The organism is Pararhizobium mangrovi, from assembly GCF_006516965.1.
Classification (GTDB): Bacteria; Pseudomonadota; Alphaproteobacteria; order Rhizobiales; family Rhizobiaceae; genus Pararhizobium_B; species Pararhizobium_B mangrovi.
The window spans coordinates 100,742-117,764 of record NZ_VHLH01000002.1; the positions used below are offsets into that span (position 1 = coordinate 100,742).

The window sequence follows — 17,023 nt, forward strand, 5'->3', positions numbered from 1 at the left end:
GGAAGAATAGGGTCCTGGCTGCAACATTTCCACGCCGATGCGCGGAAAGCGGGCCGGTACGGCGTGAAAAGGGACAGGCGATGACCGTCGACGTGCATTCTCCGAAGAGCTGGACCGGCGTCGATGACGTCGTCATTGTCGGCGGTGGTCTCGCTGGCCTGTTCTGCGCGCTGAAGCTCGCTCCGCGTCCCGTCACCGTGCTTTCGGGCGCGCCGATCGGCGAGGGCGCTTCCTCGGGTTGGGCGCAGGGCGGTATCGCCGCCGCCATGAGCCCGGGCGACACGGTCGAGCAGCATCTGGCGGACACGATGAAGGCCGGGGCCGGTATCGTCGACGAAAAGATTGCCCGCGCGATGATCGCCGAGGGTCCGGCACGCGTAGAGGACCTTCTCTCCTACGGCGTGCCGTTCGACCGGGATCTCGAAGGCAAGCTCGTGCTTTCGCGCGAGGCCGCCCATTCGCAGTGGCGTATCGTGCGCGTGCGCGGGGACATGGCCGGCATGGCGATCATGAAGGCGCTCGTCGCCGCCGTCCGCCAAACGCCTTCGATCCGGCTTCTGGAAGGTCATTTCGTCGAGGAACTGCTGACGGAGGGGCGCTACGTCTCCGGCGTCATCGCCAGGCCCGACGGGGGGCAGGCGCGCCGCCGCCTGGCGCTACCGGCGCGCGCGGTCGTCATGTGTTCGGGCGGCATCGGCCATCTTTATTCGGTAACGACGAACCCCGTCGAGGCGCGTGCTGCCGGCCTCGGCATGGCGGCACGCGCAGGCGCCGTCATCGCCGATCCCGAATTCGTGCAGTTCCACCCGACAGCGATCGATATCGGCAAGGATCCGGCGCCGCTCGCGACCGAAGCGCTGCGCGGCGAAGGGGCCGTTCTGGTCAATCGCGCAGGCGAGCGCTTCATGCCGGCGATCCATCCCGATGGCGAGCTTGCGCCACGCGACATCGTCGCGCGCGCCATTTTCGATGAAGTGAAGGCCGGGCGCGGTGCCTTCCTCGACTGTCGCAGCGCGATCGGCTGGCACTTTCCGGAGATGTTTCCGACCGTCTACGCCTCCTGCATGGCCGCCGGCATCGATCCCGGCAGCGAGCTCGTACCGATCGTGCCGGCGGCGCATTACCATATGGGCGGTATTCTGGTCGACGCCGATGGGCGCAGCTCGCTCGACGGACTATGGGCAGCCGGCGAAGCGACTTCGACCGGCGCGCACGGCGCGAACCGGCTCGCCTCGAACTCGCTTCTCGAGGCAGTGGTCTTCGCCGCCCGCATCGCCGAGGATATCCAGGGTCTCCTGCCATCCCCGAAGCTCCAGAACTGGGGCGATCCGATCGACGAGTCCGACGATACGGTCACGCGCGAGGACAGTCCGGAACTGCAGCGCCTGCGCGTCGTCATGTCCGAGCATGTGGGCGTCGTCCGTACGCGTACCGGACTGTTGTCGGCCGTGCGCGAGATCGCCGAGCTGGAGCGCACCAACCGCCGCGTGCGCTTCCTCAACATTGCCGCAGCCGCGCGCATGATCGCCGTCGCCGCGCTCGACCGAGAGGAAAGTCGGGGAAGTCATTACCGTGCCGATCACCCCGAACCGGCCGAAGCGTGGCGCCGAAGAACCTATTCGAAGCTTTCCGATGTCGATCGTGCGACGTGGGAAATCCTGAAGGATGCGGTGACGTAAGTTGGACTTCGGGCGCCGTCAGCCCCGGCCGACCTTGAGGCCCGGCGCCGGACGTTCTTCGAGGATCTTACGGCGGAAACGGTAGAGCGCAGCCGGACGACCGCCGGTGATCGCGCTGGTCGCCCCCGTCGGCTCGACCAATTCGGCGCCTTCCACCAGACGGCGAAAGTTCTGTTTGTGAAGGTGCCTTCCGGAAATCGCTTCGACCGTTTCCTGAAGCCGGGTGAGGGTGAATTCCGGCGCCAGCATCTCGAAGACGACCGGCCGGTACTTGATCTTGCCCCGAAGCCGCGCGATCGCCGTCGCGACGATGCGGCGGTGGTCGAAGGACATCGCGCGACCGAGCGACACGTCGAGGCCGGTCGCGGTGACGCGTCCGTCCGATACGGCCTCCTCGATGAGACCGGCCTCGTAGAGCAGTTCGTAGCGTTCCAGCACGCGTTCCTCGTCCCATGGAAACCCGTCGAGGCCGAAGGCCAGGCGCATGCGCGAGCGTCGCCGAGCCGGCCGGCCCCCGTCGTCACCGGGTTCGGACCGTCTCGCCCACGCATCGAGTGCGGGCAGAATCATCGCGTCGAGCATCACCGGCCGGCCGCCGCGCCAATCCTCCCAGGGAAAATACGCGTACCAGCCGCGCCACGTCACGCCGGCGGCGGCAGCCAACGTCTCGGAGCATTCTTCGTCCATGCGCGTCAGCGCGAGATAGCCGACGGAGACGACGTGCGATCCGTCGATTCCGGCCATGTACCGCCCGCGATCGCCGAAGGTGTAAAGCTGTTCGATATAGCCGAGCTTCAATGCCGTCTGCTCGGCGACGCGTGCGCGAAGGCTCGTCTCGAAGGTGCGGTGGATCGTCGGATCGAAGGGGCCGAAGGGCAGGATATCGAGCGGCGGCACGTCCTGCGCCGAAGCGATCGCGAGCAGCCGGGGCACGCCTTCGCTCACGGCAAGGATCGCAGCGTTGAGCCCGATCTCGACGGCCGTCGATCGCTCGTTCATCGGCACCGTTCCCGTATCATGCTTGAATTTTCTCGCTCACACCGAAGGTTAGAGCGAATGGCTCACCTTCCATGGCATCGGAACCGCGGCCGATGTCGCGGACCGCACGCTCCAGCCGTCCCCCGCGTCCGAGCAAGGCGTCGCCGAGGGCGATCAGCCGGGGGTTCGGCGTTGCCGAAGGTGAAGCGGCGCGCAATGCCTGCGCAAGTCGCACTTCGTCATCCTCCGGCGCAAGGGCGAGCGCGATGAGGATGGCTGCCGCGGGCGAGCGCGAAATGCCCATCCAGCAGTGGATGAGCAGCGGCGCGCGCTGGTCCCAGGTTTCAGCAAACGCCAGGATGCGACGCACATGCTCGGTCTGCGGCGCGACGAAGCCCGGCATGTCCTCGGCGATATCGTTGAAATCGACGCTCAGATGCCGGTCGCGTGCGATCGATGCCGGACGATGGAAGGCGTGACCTGCGCCGAGAAGGCTGATCATCTCGCATGCGCCATGATCGATCGAGGTTTCGGCGATCCGGGAAAGCGGCGCGACGAGGAGCGTCGGCATTGCCGGCTACTCCGCCCGCGTTTCGGTCCGCGCCCGCTCGGCGTCCAGCACCTCGAAGCGCGCATGGAAGCGAGCCTGCGCCTCGCCCGGTGCAAGCGGATCGATCGGCAGGTTCTCGTGCGTCACCGGACCCGGCCGTCCGAAGAAGGCCAGCGCCTCGCTTTCCGTGAACCCGGCGAGCCGCGTCGCTTCGAAATAGGCGCAGATCTGGTCGGCCCGCTTGATCCGGGCAAGAAGCGTGGGGGAAAGTTCGCCGGGGAGGGCGAAGCGCAGGTGGATCGCCGTCGCAAGCCGCTTCTCGACGGATTTGTATGCACCCCCCATCACGGCCTTGAAGGGCGAGATCATGTCGCCGATGACGTATTCCGGCGCATCGTGCAGGAGCGCGATCATCCGTTCTTCGGCCGTCGCCTTGCCCGCGATCATCGCGAAGGCGATCTCGACGGCGAGCGAATGCTGGGCGACGGAATAGGCCTGATCTCCGACCGTTTGTCCGTTCCAGCGCGCGACCCGGGCGAGCCCGTGGGCAATGTCGCCGATCTCGATATCGAGCGGCGAGGGTTCGAGCAGGTCGAGCCGCCTTCCGGAAAGCATACGTTGCCAAGCGCGAGGCGCTGTCCTGTCGCCCGTTCGGGACGTCCTGCCGCTCATGCGGGCCGGGCGTCGGCGCTCGCTTCGAGCGTCAGCCCGCTCCATGCCGGAAACCGAACCCGGACCGGAACGCCATCGACGGTCAATACTTCGCCGGCCGCAACGGCTTCGCGAACCCGGTCGGCCCGGACGAGGGCGAGCGCCTGCGTTCCTTCGCAGGTCCCGAGCGTGCCGACGGACCGGCCCGTCGCCTCGAGCGCATGACCCGTTACGAGAGGCGCGTCACCATCGAGGATCGCGATCCGACGGCGTGCGGTCCCGCGGTGCTGCATGCGCGAGACGACTTCCTGACCGACGAAGCAGCCTTTCCGGAACGAAACGCCGCCGTTCAGATCCATCAGGACGTCGTGCGGAAAGGCGTCCGAAAGCGCGAAATCACTACCCGATTCGGCCACCCCGTCGCGGATACGCAGCGCGGCGTATTCGCCGGGATCCGCCTTCTGCGTTTCGGGCGGGTTTTCTTCGTACACGCGATACACCGGCGTTTCGGAGAAGCGCGTATCGTGGATGCCGTTTTCCGGGGCCTCGCCCCAGACGACGGCGATCGCGATATCCTCGACTTCGGCGATCTCGACCTTGGCGCGCAGCTTGTAGAGCGTCAGCCGCTTGAGAAGGCCGGCCGCGTTCTCGCGCGCAGTTTCGAGGTGAAAGCCGTGCGGACCGGTGCGCGAGATCAGGAAATCGAAAAGGATCTTGCCCTGCGGCGTCAAAAGGGCGCCGGGCCGGGCCTCGCCGGCGGGAAGCGATGGCAGGTCGGGCGTGATGACGCCCTGCAGCAGCGATTCGGCATCCGGGCCGGTGACGGCGAGAAGGGCTCTGTCGCTGAAGCGCAGTCCGGACATGATCGATCGACCTTCGTTCGTTGGCGACGTCCGTGCGAAAGGCATCGGTAAGCGCAGGTAGGCGCCATGGCCACAATGAGCAAGATCGGGCCCGGTTCCTGCGATCAGTTTCCTGCGAGGAAGAAGCTCCACCGGCCGTCCGGCGTGATGCCGAGACGGAAGAAATCGTAACCGCCGGTCGTCTCCTGCATGTTATCGAGATCGCCGGCGGTAACGATGCGCAGGAGCTGCACGCGCTGCGCCGGCCCGAGCGTCTTCAGCGGCTTGGCGAAGAAATAGGGCCAGACATAGGTCTGCTCGCCATTGCCGACGTCCATCCTCGCATAGCCTGCATCGAGGATATCGAGCATGATCGCCAGGACCTCGCGTCCGTCCGGATCGCCGGAAAGGCCTTTCAGGTAGGCGATCGGGTCGCCGGTCCGTCCGCTGATCGCAAGCTGCGTTGCGGCCCGACCCTTGTCGAGAAGCGGACGAAGCTTTTCGATGTCGCCGGTGCGCGCCGCTTCGACGATGAGTTCGCGCATGCGGCGCACTGGCTGCGGCAGTTGCGAAAGATCGTGCGAAATGATGGGTGCGGTCGTGCCTTTCGTCTCGGGAGAGGCAGCATCGTCTGCGCCATCGTCGTCCGAGTCCGCGTTCGGCGCGGGCGTGCCGTGCCCCATCCCGGTTTCGGGCAGGCCTGCGCCGGCATCGGAACGGTCGAGGTCGCCCGGACGTCCGATCGTGTCGGGAGGGGTGTTCGTCGCAGCGCAGGCCGGGGCCGAATACGTCACGGCAAGCATGATAAGGGCGGCCGACACGCAGAAGGCGCCGTGCCGGTTTCGGGCCGATCGTCTGGATGGAAGCGACACGTGCGGACCCCTTGTCGAGCGGGCGGGCGGTTTCAGCCGGCCGCTCGCGCGCCTTATTGCAACGTACGCTCGGGCGAGAACTCGCCGGAAAGGATGCGATCCTTCAGCGTTTCGATCAGCGCCTGGGCGACGTCCTCGCCGTGCAGGCGCACCGTCTCGCGCATGGCATGCGCAATGGCCGCGTCGGCGATGATTTCCGGCTCGATGCCATCGGCGACCCCGTCCGCCCAGGCTTCGTTCTGATTTTCGATGGCGACCTGCCGTTTCTCGTGGACGATCATCTCTTCGATGTCGCTTCGGCCGTGATCCTGTGTGCGTTCCATCAGGCCTTCGATACTCCTTGCGTCACACTGAAGTGGGGCGAACCCACGAACGATCTAGCACGATCCCTCCCGATTCGGCACGACCCGGAACGCCGATCGGTAAACGATCCCCTAATTTCCGTACTTTCCGGCAATCCCGCGCGCGATCGTCGCGCCCCGCTGCCGGTATTCCTTCTCGGCGCTCACGGCCGCCTGCGTGCATGTCGAGTAGACGGCGGCGAAGGCGCGATATCCGCGGTTGAACGCGGCGGTCAACGTGCGTGTGCGTTCCTTGTTTCCCGCCGCTTCGCTGTCGATCAGGTTCTGCATCGTGTCGCGCCAGTCCGTGTCGTCGTCGGACTTGCAGAGATCGCGCAGATAGTCGACCGAGCCGAGGATGCGCGAAAGCTGGATAAGCTGCGCCTCGTAGGGCGGGGCGGCCGGTCCGCTCGGCGCCGGTGCCGGCGTTTCCGGCGCATCTGCGGCCCGGCCCGTGCCCGGGACGGCAACGGCCAGAACGAACACGAAGAGCACGCTGGTCAGGGAATGAAGGGCAGGGCGGATGCGCATGCCTTTCCGTCTGCCTGAAGAAAGTGGCGACGGCAAGCCGGTCGCCCCCTGGTCATCGCTCGCCGTCCAGTGCGGCGATGCAGGCATGCACGCTCTCCGGCATTTCGAGGTCTTTCGATTGCGCGGCCGTGTACCAGCCGAGCGCCGCCGCATCGTCCTCGGCTCGAGCTTCGTCCTCGTCGTCGACGGTCACGCGAAAGACGGTGAGGTGGAAGCGATGCCCGGCGGGATCGTCGGGCGAAGGGGCGATGTCGTACTCGGCGTAGGCCACCGGATCGCGTCCGACGAGGCCCGTCTCCTCGCGCAGTTCGCGCAAGACGGCCTGTTCGCGCGTTTCTCCGGGTTCCACGCGACCACCGGCGAAGGCATGCTGACCCTGGATCGGCGGTCGTCCACGCTCCACGAGGAGGAAGCGGTCGCCACGCCGGACGATCGCCGATACGGCTTCCAGCGGCTTCGCAGAGGCATCGCTCGGATCGGACATCGTTTCGCCTGCACGCTGGTCGGAAGGAGACGCATGCCCTACCATCCGTCTCGCCCGGCGCAAACCTTCGCGCCGCCGGAATGATTGTCACGTTTAAGCTCGTCTGACCATGTGCGGCCGATTCGCCCTGACCGATCCACCCGAGGCGGTGGAAGCGCTTTTCGATCTTTCCGATATCGAGGCGTTTCCGCCGCGATACAACATTGCGCCGAGCCAGCCGATCCTGCTCGTGACGCACGGTGAAAACCCGTCTCGCCCCAGGGAGCGACATGCGCAATTGGCGCGATGGGGGTTGCTGCCTTCCTGGGTCAAGGACCCGAAAACGTTTCCGCTGCTCTTCAATGCGCGCTCAGAATCGGCGGCCGAGAAGGCGTCGTTCCGTGCGGCCATGCGCCACCGACGCGTGCTGGTGCCAGCTTCGGGATTCTATGAATGGCAGCGCTCTGCGAAGGGGCGGCGTGCGCAACCCTACTGGGTTCGCCCGGCGGCCGCAGGACCGATCGCCTTTGCCGGACTGATGGAGACGTTGCATTCGGCCGACGGCAGCGAGCTCGACACGGTCGCGATCGTGACGACGGCGGCCAACCGCAGCTTTGCGGCCATTCACGACCGCATGCCCGTGACCGTGGCGCGTCGGGATTTTGCGCGATGGCTCGATTGCCGGCAATATGCGCCGAACGACGTCGCCGATCTAATGCGACCGGCAGCGGACGAAGCTTTCGAGGCCATACCGGTTTCAAGCCGCGTCAACGCCGCGGCAAACATCGATCCGGACATCCAGAAGCCGGTCGACGTTACGGAACCGTCCGGCCACGAGACCGACCCGAATGCCGCGCGGGAAGAGACGCCACAGGATCGCGCAAGCGCCCATACGGGCCATCAGTTGCCGCTGTTCGACGAAGGCTGATTACCGCCCGGCCGGATGGCCGGCGGCGCTCACTTCTGCTTCTGCTTGGAAAGGCTCGCCCGGCCCTCGCGCGAGGACGAAGGCGTATGGGAGGCAAAGCCCTTGCTGGCGTGCTTTTCCTTGAGTTGCCGCGACATCTGCGCGGCACCCAGAACGCCCTTGCATGCGACCTTGCCGTAGTTCTTTTCCAGTTCGAGCTCGCGCTTGCGTGCCGTCTTCGTGTCGTCCGTCATGGTTCAGATCTCCCGGCCATGCCACGTTCGGCAGGCACGGTCATGTGCGTCGTGTCGATGATCGCCGCCGCACCATCACGCGTCGTGCGAAGGCGGATCTTGTCTGTCGTGACAATGAGTCTGATTTTAGCTGAAAATGCGACGATGTCACGCAGTTGCTGGTACTGGTTTCCGCGCGCGCACGATGTGTGGGGCGACGGACCGGCCGGGGCGGATTGCCGCGGCTTGACCCATCGGCGGCAAAACGCCATAAGACCGGCATGAAGACGCGGATCTGCGGCCGGGCCGCCTGCATTTGCCGGATCATTATTCGCTAGCATCCTCGCTGGCAGGGCCGCTTTTCGTCTTTCGTTCTTCCTCAACAGACAAGCGATCCGGCCAGCCGGAGACGTCGGCACGGGAGACGAACGACATGAAGGGTGGCGGCGAGTTCACGCTGAAGTTCACCGATACGCTGACGCGCGAGAAGACGGCGCTTTCGCCGATCGATCCGTTGAACGTGCGCCTCTATGTGTGCGGTCCGACGGTCTACGATTTCGCGCATATCGGTAATGCAAGGCCCGTCGTCGTCTTCGACGTCGTCTTCCGGCTGCTGCGTCACGTCTACGGCGCGGACCACGTCACCTATGTGCGCAACATCACCGACGTCGACGACAAGATCAACGCGCGTGCGCTGCGCGACTTTCCCGACGAGCCGCTGAACGCCGCGATCCGTAAGGTCACGGAGACGACCGCGGCGCAGTTCAGGGCCGATGTCGAGGCGCTGCGTTGCCTCACGCCGAGCGTCGAGCCGCGGGCGACCGAGTTCGTGCTCGCCCGTCAGGACGGCCGGTCCGACATGGTCGGGCTGATCCAGAAACTCGTCGATCGCGGCCATGCCTACGAAAGCGCGGGCGAAATGCTTTTCGACGTCGCTTCGATGCCGGCATATGGGCAGCTTTCGCGCCGCAAGCTCGACGAGCAGCAGGCGGGTGCGCGCGTCGCCGTCGAGGCGCACAAGAAGAACCCGAACGATTTCGTGCTGTGGAAGCAATCCGCCGAGGACGAGCCGGGTTGGGAGGCGACGTTCCGCCTTGCCGACGGAGAACGGACGATCCGCGGCCGGCCCGGCTGGCACATCGAGTGCTCTGCCATGAGCGCGGCCTATCTCGGCGAGGTCTTCGACATCCACGGCGGCGGGCTCGACCTCATCTTCCCCCACCACGAGAACGAGATCGCCCAGTCGTGCTGCGCGCACGGCACGGAGCGGATGGCCAATCTCTGGCTGCACAACGGCTTCGTGCAGGTCGACGGCCGCAAGATGTCGAAGTCGGAAGGCAACTTCGTCACCATTCGCGACCTCCTTTCGACCGATACCTTCGGCGGGCGCGCATGGCCGGGCGAGGTGCTGCGGCTCGCGATCATGATGACGCATTACCGCGAGCCGATGGACTTCACCGCGGGACGGCTGCGCGAGGCGACCAACGTGCTCGATCGCTGGGAGCGTATCATTTCCGCGACGCGGCTTCAGGAAGCCGATCCGCACCCCGAGTTCATGGCGCTGATCGCCGACGACCTCAACGTGCCGGAAGCGCTGTCGCTGGTGCATTCGCTGATCATCGGCAGCGAGCGCGACGTTTCGCAGGCGCTTGCCTGCCTTTCGCTGCTTGGGCTCGATCCGCGCCGCGATGTGGAGCTCGACACGGCCGTCGAGGGAATGATCGGGCTCAGGCTCCATCACATCCGCGAGAAGAATTTCGTGGAAGCCGACCGCATCCGCGACGAACTCGCCGGAAGGGGTATCCGGCTGAAGGACGCCAAGGACCCGTCGACCGGCGAGCGAACGACCACATGGGAGGTAGAGCGATGACGGCGGACGACGCAAACGCGGCGGGTGGCCTGCGCGGCTACTATCCGCCGATCAGCCCTTATGCGCACGGTCATCTCGATGTCGGCGACGGCCACTCGATCTACTGGGAGCGCAGCGGCACGCCGGGCGCGAAGCCTGCGGTCTTCCTCCATGGCGGGCCGGGCGGGGGATGCGGTGCGAGCCACCGGCAGCTCTTCGATCCCGAGCGATACGACGTGCTCCTCTTCGATCAGCGCGGCTGCGGCCGCTCGACGCCGCATGCCGAGCTCGAAGCGAACACGACATGGCACCTTGTCGCCGATATCGAGCGCCTTCGCGAGATGATCGGTGTCGAGCGCTGGCAGGTCTTCGGCGGCTCGTGGGGATCGACGCTCGCGCTCGCCTACGCGCAAACGCACCCGGAGCGCGTCAGCGAACTGATCGTGCGCGGGGTCTATACGCTGACGAAGGCGGAACTCGACTGGTACTATCAGTACGGCGTCTCGCTCATGTTTCCCGATCGGTGGAAGGCGTTCGTCGCGCCCATCCCGGAAAGCGAACGCGACGATATGATCGCCGCCTATCGCCGCCGGCTGATCGGCGACGACGCGGCCGAACGCATCGCTGCCGCCCGTGCCTGGAGCACGTGGGAAGCCTCGACGATCACCCTTCGCTCCGATCCCTCGCTCATCGAAGGGTTCGCGGAAGACACGTTCGCGCTCGCCTTCGCGCGCATCGAGAACCATTATTTCGTGCATGGCGGCTGGCTGCGCGAGCGCCAGCTCCTCGACGATGCGCACAAGCTCGCCGCTATTCCCGGCGTCATCGTACACGGGCGCTACGACATGCCATGCCCGCTTTCCACGGCCTTCGCGCTGCACGAGGGCTGGCCGCGCGCGGAACTGCACGTCATCGAGGCCGCCGGCCACGCGGTTTCCGAGCCTGGCATCCTCGATCGGCTGATCCGGGCCACCGACCAATTTGCCGATAGCCGGCCGGCCTGAGGGCAGCCGCGACCGGGAGGACGTGAAAATCATGGGCAGGGAACGCCTCTATCTCTTCGACACGACGCTGCGCGACGGCAACCAGACGCCGGGCATCGACTTTTCGCTCGAGGACAAGATCACCGTCGCCCGCATGCTCGACGATTTCGGCATCGATTACGTCGAGGGCGGCTATCCCGGCGCCAATCCCACCGACACGGCCTTCTTCGCCGAGCCGCGCACGAGGCGCGCCTGCTTTACAGCGTTCGGCATGACGAAGCGCGTCGGCGTTTCCGTCTCCAACGATCCGGGCCTTGCCGGCCTTCTCCAGGCGAGCGGCGATGCGGTGTGCTTCGTCGCCAAGAGCTGGGACTACCACGTCGCGGTCGCGCTCAACTGCACGAACGAGGAGAATCTGGAAGCGATCCGCGCTTCCGTCGCGGCGACCGTCGCAGCCGGCAAGGAGGCGATGGTCGATTGCGAGCATTTCTTCGACGGCTACAAGGCCAACCCGCAATACGCGATCGCCTGTGCGAAGGCAGCGTACGAGGCCGGTGCGCGCTGGGTCGTCCTTTGCGATACGAACGGCGGCACGCAGCCCGACGAGATCCGGTCGATCCTCACGTCCGTCATCGATGCCGGCGTTCCGGGCGACGCCATCGGCATGCATGCCCATAACGATACCGGACAGGCGGTCGCCAACACGCTCGCGGCCGTCGATGCCGGTGCGCGCCAGATCCAGGGAACGCTGAACGGCATCGGCGAGCGCTGCGGCAATGCCGATCTGGTGACGCTGATCCCGACGCTCATGCTGAAACCGGCCTATGCCACGCGTTTCGAGACCGGGATCGACGCAGCGTCGCTCGAAGGCCTGACGCAGCTTTCCCACGCCTTCGACGAGATCCTGAACCGTTCGCCTTCGACGCAGGCGCCATATGTCGGCGCTTCGGCCTTCGCGACCAAGGCCGGCATCCACGCTTCCGCGCTCCTCAAGGACCCGAAGACCTACGAGCACGTCGATCCGGAAACCGTCGGTAATTTCCGCCGGGTGATGGTTTCCGATCAGGGCGGTAAGTCGAACTTCGTGGATGCCTTGCGGCGGCGCGGCATCACGGTCGGCAAGGACGATCCGCGCCTCGACCGGCTGATCGCCCGCGTCAAGGAACGCGAGGCGACGGGATACGCCTATGAAGGGGCCGATGCGAGCTTCGAGCTTCTCGCCCGTCGCATGCTCGGTGCCGTACCCGAATTCTTCGAGGTCGACGCCTTCCGCGTCATGGTCGAACGGCGCCACGACGCCAATGGCGACCTCAAGAGCATCTCCGAGGCGGTCGTCAAGCTGACGCTCGACGGCCGGCGCATCATGTCGGTGGCGGAAGGCCAGGGTCCCGTCAACGCCCTCGACCGGGCGCTGCGCAAGGATCTGGGCAAGTACCAGCACGAGATCGACGACCTCGAACTCGTCGAATACAAGGTGCGTATCCTCAACGGCGGCACCGAGGCCGTGACGCGCGTGCTCATCGAATCGATGGACGGCGAAGGCAATCGCTGGTGGACGGTCGGCGTCTCCGACAACATCATCGACGCATCGTTCTCGGCGCTGATGGATTCGATCGTCTTCAAGCTGATGAAGAACCGCGAGCAGGCCGGATCACTTGCCGCCGCGCAATAGGCGTTTCAATGGCACGACACATCGAGGGTGAAGCGACGGGGCAGGGTGCCGCCGCGCCGATGCAGCCTGCCGGCGAAAGCCTTGGCGGGTTCGCGATGGCGTTCGGCGCCTACTTCATCTGGGGCCTCATGCCCTTCTACATGAAAGCGCTCGACGACATCTCGCCGATCGAGATCGTCGCGCATCGGGTGATCTGGTCGGTACCGATCGGGCTTGCCATCCTCGTGGTTCTGGGACGCACCGCCGATCTTCGCGCGGCGCTGCGCAGTCCGCGAAGTATCGGCCTGGGGGCGCTCACCGCCGCGCTGATCGCCACCAACTGGTCCGTCTATATCTATGCGATCGTCGCCGGTCACGCGGTCCAGGCCGCACTCGGTTACTATATCAACCCGCTCTTCAACGTGGTGCTCGGTCTCGTCTTCCTCGGCGAGCGGCTTACGCGGCGCCAGGCGCTCGCCGTCACGCTAGCCGCCGCCGGCGTGGCGCTGCTTGCCTATCGGCTCGGCGGGCTGCCGTGGATCTCGCTGGTGCTGCCGCTGTCGTTCGGATGCTACGGCATCCTGCGCAAGACGCTGCCGATCGGACCGGCGCAGGGGTTCACGCTCGAGGTGATCCTGATGACGCCGCTCGCGATCGCGCTCGTCGCCTGGTACGTCGCGCGCGGCGAGGATCACTTCGGCTTCGCGACGGGAGATTTCGATGGCGAGACGGCGCTCATGCTGCTTGCCGGCCCGCTGACGGCGGCTCCGCTCGTGCTCTTCGCTTCGGGAGCCAAGCGGCTGCGCTACGCGACGATCGGGCTGATGCAATATCTCACGCCGACGATGATCTTCCTGATCGCCATTTTCGTCTTTCGCGAACCGTTCGACCGGATCCAGCTTGCCGCGTTCGTGCTTATCTGGATCGCGCTCGCGATCTATTCGTCGACGCTCGTCCGCCGTCGCCATCGGTAACGATCGAAACGGTACCGGTTTTGCCCGGGATCCGAAGCGTCCTACAGACGCCGGATGGTGGCGTCCGATCCTTCGTCGTCCGCCGAATGCGGCGCCGCGAAGAGCGCAGGCACGATCGCTTCCGCCTCGTCGACGACGATCGGCTTGACGAGGTGGGCGGTATGGATGAAGCCCGCCTCGGCCATGTGCTCCAGCAGCGTCAGCATGGGGTTCCAGAAACCGTTGACGTTGGCAAAGAGCATCGGCTTGGTATGGCGGCCGAGCTGCGCCCAGGTCATGATCTCGACGATCTCTTCCAGCGTGCCTATGCCGCCCGGCAGGCTGACGAACGCGTCCGAGCGCTCGAACATGGCGTGCTTGCGCGCATGCATGTCGTCGGTGACGACGAGTTCGTCGAGATGGCCGAGTTCGTTCCGTGTGGCTTCGCGGTCGATGAGAAATTCCGGTATGATGCCGGTGACCTTGCCGCCGCCGGCGACCACGCTTTCGGCGAGCGCGCCCATTACGCCGCGTGTGCCGCCGCCGTAGACGAGGCGCAGGCCGGCCATGGCGATCGCGTTGCCGAGCACGCGGCCGGCGGCGATGTAGGCTGCATCCGTGCCGGCCTGCGAGCCGCAATAAACGCATACCGAGCGTAAAGAAGATTCGGTCATGCTTGCGAGGAAGCCTTGCCGCGGGGCATTCGTCAAGGCGCATTTGGTGCGCCCGGGCTCTCCTTGAATGCCGCCGGCAAAAGGTCTAAGCATGTGTTAAATCCCGCTAATTCGGGATTGTCCTCTTGGAGCCGTCATGACCGGAAAGCAAGCCGGATATTCCGCCGTCGGCATCCTGGTCGTCGCGATCCTCATCGTCATCATCGGCAGCTACGTCAACGGTTCCGATTCGCCGTTCGGCCTGAACGGCCGCGATCCTTCGCGAACCGCCTCGACGAGCGGTTCGAAGGGCACGAACGGCGAAAGGAAGGCAGCTTCCGAAAGGGACACGGAAGCTGGCGCGAAGCCGGCCCCGGACGACGCGAACGAAGCGTCTTCGAAGGACGATACCGGCAAGAGCGCCGCGCACGACAAATCGGCTTCGGCGAGGCCGTCGAACGAGCGGCAGGCGCCAGCGGACGCTGCGAAGGGCGTGGCGTCGCAGTCCGCTGCCGGCCAATCGCAGGCCGAGACGACGGCGTCCGCGAAGGCTGCCTCGGATGCCGGCGATACCAGTCAGACGGCCGACGGATCGCGGGAAGCGACCGAAACTGCGCCTCACCAGGCTTCGAAGGCGTCGGACGGGGCGTCCGGCGGGCAGGTCGCTCCGTCCGGTGACCAGCGGAATTCCGGCGAACGCGCCGCGAAGGCTGCGGATACCGCGAACGGTGCGAGCGATCAAACGGCGATCGCGGCCGAGGCCGGCCCCTCCGACAAGGGTGATGGCGGGGCGAACGCTTCGGTGGCGTCGCGTACCGGCTCCGCCAATTCGACGTCGAACGATGACGACGGTACGCAGAACAGGGATGCCGTGGTCGACGCCGAAAATGAAGGCGATGCGAAGCGGCAGACGACGCCCGTAGAAACTTCCACGGCACAGGAAGCCGAGAAGAGCGCGGAGCGTTCGCAGGAAAACGGTGCCGACGGCAGCACCCGTGCGGCATTGGCTGCGCAAACGGCCGCTCGCGAAGCCGGACAGTCGGCAAAGGCATCGTCTAGGCGAAGCGAACGGGCCTCGACGGGTGCCGAGATCGCCTCTGTCGACGAGGGCGACGATCGGACGGGCGGCAAGGCGGCGTCCCCGTCCGTCCGGCCACCCGGGCCGTCCTTCGACATCGTGCGTGTCGAGCCCGACGGGTCGACGTTGATTGCCGGGCATGCCCGTCCGAACGCGAAAGTCATGGTGATGAACGGCGACGACACCGTTTCCAGCACCACCGCCGATGCGGGTGGCGATTTCGTCGCCATGCCCGATCAGCCGCTCAAGCCCGGCAATTACGAGCTGCGGCTGCGCGACAGCGATGATTCCGGCGACAGCGCGACATCGCGGGAATCGGCGACGATCAGCGTGCCGAAGGACAAGAACGGCGACGTGCTCGCGATGGTGAACCGGCCCGGTGCCGCGTCCGATCTGCTCTCCGTGCCGACCGGCAAGACCCTGGCTCGTTCCCTCGACGGAACGGCAAAGCAAGCAGGCGAGCGGAACGCGTCGGACGAAGCGGCAAGGGAAACCGCCGCGAGCGCGGCGAACAGTCGATCGGCGCCGTCGTCGGGCAAGAGCGTCGCATCGGCAAAGTCTTCCGAAAGCGCATCCTCGAACGCTTCGGGCAAAAACGGTCCGACTGAAATTGCAAGTGTCGATGCCGGAAGCCAGAAGGGCGAGGGCGCGTCCAGCGCCGCCATCGCGCCCTCCGGGCAAGGATCGTCGGAACCGCATATCCATGTCGACGCCGTCGAGATCGACGGAGGCGACGTCTACGTGGCGGGTGCGGCGACGGCCGGCGATACGGTGCGCATCTATGTGGACGACGCCTTTGTCGGCCAGTCGCGCGCGACGGGCGAAGGGCGCTTCGTCGTCAACGGGTCTGCCGATCTGAAAACGGGCAAGCACAGCGTGCGCGCCGACCTCGTTGATCCGGAAAGCGGTGATGTCCTCGCGCGTGCGGCTGTGCCGTTCACGCGCCCCGAAGGCGATCGCTACACCGCCGTCGCCCGTTCGACGGAGGGTGCCGACGATGGGCAAACGGCGACGGCACGCCGACGCGAAGAGGCAAACCGCGCCGTTTCGAAGCTCTGGGATACGCTCAAGGCCGATGTACCGGACGGCAACGCGATCGAAGCGGCGCGCGCGCACGCCGAGGATCGCCTGCAGGCACTCGCTCGAAACGCCGGAGACGGTGCCGGGGCCAACGAGGATCGGCAGGACGCCTCCGGCAGAGACCAATCCGGCACGCAGGCATCGCGTGCGACACCGGCGAAATCTGCATTCGGCAGTTCTGCTGACGCGGACGCATCGGACGACAACACGGCGAACAGGGAAACGGCGAGCGTGCGCGATGCCGCGCGGCAGGCCCTGCTCAGCCTGCGTTCGCTGCCGGACCTGAAGGGCGCTCCCGACATCGCCGCACCCGAACTCAAGACCATGCGTGCGAAGGTCGCAGACATCGCCAACGCGCTACCGCCGGTCGCCGGCGTGCCTGCCGTCCGTGCGAAGACGTCCGCCACCGGCAACGAAGCGGAACCCGCAACCTCCGTGCAACCGGCGCTCGAACCGACGGACGACTACGTCATCATCCGCAAGGGCGACACGCTCTGGCAGATCTCCCGGCGCACCTATGGCCGCGGCGTGCGCTATACGACGATCTATCTTGCCAACAGCCAGCAGATACGCGACCCGAACTACATCCTGCCGGGCCAGGTCTTCGACGTTCCGAAAAAGTCGGACGCGCCCATCGGCAAGGTGGAAAAGCTCCATCGCGCATTGCAGCACGACGGCCAGGGGTAGGGCGTCACCACGCTTCGATTTCCAGTATGAAACTCTGGATCC

At 66.0% G+C, this 17,023-nt stretch carries 17 protein-coding genes; 7 read left to right on the forward strand and 10 right to left on the reverse strand.

What is annotated here, in order from left to right:
* Window positions 1-80 precede the first annotated feature (80 nt).
* Window positions 81-1,679 carry an L-aspartate oxidase gene (locus FJU11_RS02120; protein WP_141165362.1) on the forward strand — a complete coding sequence of 533 codons (1,599 nt, stop codon included), beginning with the start codon at window positions 81-83 and terminating at the stop codon, window positions 1,677-1,679.
* An 18-nt stretch (window positions 1,680-1,697) separates the two neighbouring features.
* Here FJU11_RS02120 and FJU11_RS02125 read toward each other — a convergent pair whose 3' ends face one another.
* The 8 genes from FJU11_RS02125 to FJU11_RS02160 all read right to left on the reverse strand — a co-directional run bounded on the left by FJU11_RS02125 (window position 1,698) and on the right by FJU11_RS02160 (window position 6,928).
* On the reverse strand, window positions 1,698-2,678 hold the full coding sequence (locus tag FJU11_RS02125; RefSeq protein ID WP_141165363.1) for an NUDIX hydrolase: 981 nt from the start codon (window positions 2,676-2,678) through the stop codon (window positions 1,698-1,700).
* Between the two features lie 16 nt (window positions 2,679-2,694).
* Window positions 2,695-3,228: a tyrosine phosphatase family protein gene (locus tag FJU11_RS02130; protein ID WP_141165364.1), complete on the reverse strand. Its 534-nt coding sequence runs from the start codon at window positions 3,226-3,228 to the stop codon at window positions 2,695-2,697.
* A gap of 6 nt (window positions 3,229-3,234) precedes the next feature.
* A complete protein-coding gene (locus FJU11_RS02135; RefSeq protein WP_235890761.1) occupies window positions 3,235-3,822 on the reverse strand; it encodes an HD family hydrolase in 588 nt (195 codons plus the stop codon).
* A 53-nt stretch (window positions 3,823-3,875) separates the two neighbouring features.
* On the reverse strand, window positions 3,876-4,721 hold the full coding sequence (ygfZ, locus tag FJU11_RS02140) for a CAF17-like 4Fe-4S cluster assembly/insertion protein YgfZ (protein WP_141165366.1): 846 nt from the start codon (window positions 4,719-4,721) through the stop codon (window positions 3,876-3,878).
* Window positions 4,722-4,825: 104 nt separating this feature from the next.
* On the reverse strand, window positions 4,826-5,521 hold the full coding sequence (locus FJU11_RS02145) for a hypothetical protein (RefSeq protein WP_141165367.1): 696 nt from the start codon (window positions 5,519-5,521) through the stop codon (window positions 4,826-4,828).
* A 104-nt stretch (window positions 5,522-5,625) separates the two neighbouring features.
* The gene (locus FJU11_RS02150) at window positions 5,626-5,895 is read right to left on the reverse strand and encodes a hypothetical protein (protein WP_141165368.1); all 270 of its coding nucleotides are present in this window, start codon (window positions 5,893-5,895) and stop codon (window positions 5,626-5,628) included.
* A 111-nt stretch (window positions 5,896-6,006) separates the two neighbouring features.
* The gene (locus FJU11_RS02155) at window positions 6,007-6,444 is read right to left on the reverse strand and encodes a TIGR02301 family protein (RefSeq protein WP_141165369.1); all 438 of its coding nucleotides are present in this window, start codon (window positions 6,442-6,444) and stop codon (window positions 6,007-6,009) included.
* A gap of 52 nt (window positions 6,445-6,496) precedes the next feature.
* Window positions 6,497-6,928, reverse strand: a complete 432-nt coding sequence (locus FJU11_RS02160) for an NUDIX domain-containing protein (protein WP_141165370.1) — start codon at window positions 6,926-6,928, stop codon at window positions 6,497-6,499.
* A gap of 109 nt (window positions 6,929-7,037) precedes the next feature.
* On the opposite strand from FJU11_RS02160, the gene FJU11_RS02165 reads away from it, so the two are divergent.
* Window positions 7,038-7,835 (forward strand): SOS response-associated peptidase, encoded by a 798-nt coding sequence (locus FJU11_RS02165; RefSeq protein ID WP_141165371.1) that lies wholly within the window; start codon window positions 7,038-7,040, stop codon window positions 7,833-7,835.
* 29 nt (window positions 7,836-7,864) lie between these two features.
* Here the strand turns inward: FJU11_RS02165 and FJU11_RS02170 are convergent, their stop codons facing one another.
* Window positions 7,865-8,068, reverse strand: coding sequence for a hypothetical protein (locus FJU11_RS02170; RefSeq protein WP_141165372.1), 204 nt, complete (start codon window positions 8,066-8,068; stop codon window positions 7,865-7,867).
* Between the two features lie 412 nt (window positions 8,069-8,480).
* Between FJU11_RS02170 and cysS the strand changes: the two genes are divergently transcribed.
* Genes cysS through rarD form a run of 4 tightly spaced genes read left to right on the forward strand, consistent with a single transcriptional unit; the run spans window position 8,481 to window position 13,504 of the window.
* On the forward strand, window positions 8,481-9,917 hold the full coding sequence (cysS, locus tag FJU11_RS18520) for a cysteine--tRNA ligase (protein WP_141165373.1): 1,437 nt from the start codon (window positions 8,481-8,483) through the stop codon (window positions 9,915-9,917).
* Window positions 9,914-10,900 (forward strand): prolyl aminopeptidase, encoded by a 987-nt coding sequence (gene pip, locus FJU11_RS02180; RefSeq protein ID WP_235890763.1) that lies wholly within the window; start codon window positions 9,914-9,916, stop codon window positions 10,898-10,900. Before cysS ends, pip begins: the two co-directional genes overlap by 4 nt.
* A 31-nt stretch (window positions 10,901-10,931) precedes the next feature.
* A complete protein-coding gene (cimA, locus tag FJU11_RS02185) occupies window positions 10,932-12,551 on the forward strand; it encodes a citramalate synthase (protein ID WP_141165375.1) in 1,620 nt (539 codons plus the stop codon).
* Window positions 12,552-12,610: 59 nt separating this feature from the next.
* Complete coding sequence (gene rarD, locus FJU11_RS02190) at window positions 12,611-13,504, forward strand: EamA family transporter RarD (RefSeq protein ID WP_235890782.1); 894 nt, start codon at window positions 12,611-12,613, stop codon at window positions 13,502-13,504.
* Between the two features lie 41 nt (window positions 13,505-13,545).
* Here rarD and FJU11_RS02195 read toward each other — a convergent pair whose 3' ends face one another.
* Window positions 13,546-14,157, reverse strand: coding sequence for an LOG family protein (locus FJU11_RS02195; RefSeq protein ID WP_141165376.1), 612 nt, complete (start codon window positions 14,155-14,157; stop codon window positions 13,546-13,548).
* Window positions 14,158-14,293: 136 nt separating this feature from the next.
* Between FJU11_RS02195 and FJU11_RS02200 the strand changes: the two genes are divergently transcribed.
* A complete protein-coding gene (locus FJU11_RS02200; protein WP_141165377.1) occupies window positions 14,294-16,981 on the forward strand; it encodes a LysM peptidoglycan-binding domain-containing protein in 2,688 nt (895 codons plus the stop codon).
* Window positions 16,982-17,023: the final 42 nt, after the last annotated feature.

What these genes read in the sequence shown, in the direction of transcription:
- FJU11_RS02120 (WP_141165362.1), top strand. Translation starts at nt 81, where the DNA reads ATGACCGTCGACGTGCATTCTCCGAAGAGCTGGACCGGCGTCGATGAC.
- FJU11_RS02125 (WP_141165363.1), bottom strand. Translation starts at nt 2,678, where the DNA reads ATGAACGAGCGATCGACGGCCGTCGAGATCGGGCTCAACGCTGCGATC.
- FJU11_RS02130 (WP_141165364.1), bottom strand. Translation starts at nt 3,228, where the DNA reads ATGCCGACGCTCCTCGTCGCGCCGCTTTCCCGGATCGCCGAAACCTCG.
- FJU11_RS02135 (WP_235890761.1), bottom strand. Translation starts at nt 3,822, where the DNA reads ATGCTTTCCGGAAGGCGGCTCGACCTGCTCGAACCCTCGCCGCTCGAT.
- ygfZ (WP_141165366.1), bottom strand. Translation starts at nt 4,721, where the DNA reads ATGTCCGGACTGCGCTTCAGCGACAGAGCCCTTCTCGCCGTCACCGGC.
- FJU11_RS02150 (WP_141165368.1), bottom strand. Translation starts at nt 5,895, where the DNA reads ATGGAACGCACACAGGATCACGGCCGAAGCGACATCGAAGAGATGATC.
- FJU11_RS02155 (WP_141165369.1), bottom strand. Translation starts at nt 6,444, where the DNA reads ATGCGCATCCGCCCTGCCCTTCATTCCCTGACCAGCGTGCTCTTCGTG.
- FJU11_RS02160 (WP_141165370.1), bottom strand. Translation starts at nt 6,928, where the DNA reads ATGTCCGATCCGAGCGATGCCTCTGCGAAGCCGCTGGAAGCCGTATCG.
- FJU11_RS02165 (WP_141165371.1), top strand. Translation starts at nt 7,038, where the DNA reads ATGTGCGGCCGATTCGCCCTGACCGATCCACCCGAGGCGGTGGAAGCG.
- FJU11_RS02170 (WP_141165372.1), bottom strand. Translation starts at nt 8,068, where the DNA reads ATGACGGACGACACGAAGACGGCACGCAAGCGCGAGCTCGAACTGGAA.
- cysS (WP_141165373.1), top strand. Translation starts at nt 8,481, where the DNA reads ATGAAGGGTGGCGGCGAGTTCACGCTGAAGTTCACCGATACGCTGACG.
- pip (WP_235890763.1), top strand. Translation starts at nt 9,914, where the DNA reads ATGACGGCGGACGACGCAAACGCGGCGGGTGGCCTGCGCGGCTACTAT.
- cimA (WP_141165375.1), top strand. Translation starts at nt 10,932, where the DNA reads ATGGGCAGGGAACGCCTCTATCTCTTCGACACGACGCTGCGCGACGGC.
- rarD (WP_235890782.1), top strand. Translation starts at nt 12,611, where the DNA reads ATGCAGCCTGCCGGCGAAAGCCTTGGCGGGTTCGCGATGGCGTTCGGC.
- FJU11_RS02195 (WP_141165376.1), bottom strand. Translation starts at nt 14,157, where the DNA reads ATGACCGAATCTTCTTTACGCTCGGTATGCGTTTATTGCGGCTCGCAG.
- FJU11_RS02200 (WP_141165377.1), top strand. Translation starts at nt 14,294, where the DNA reads ATGACCGGAAAGCAAGCCGGATATTCCGCCGTCGGCATCCTGGTCGTC.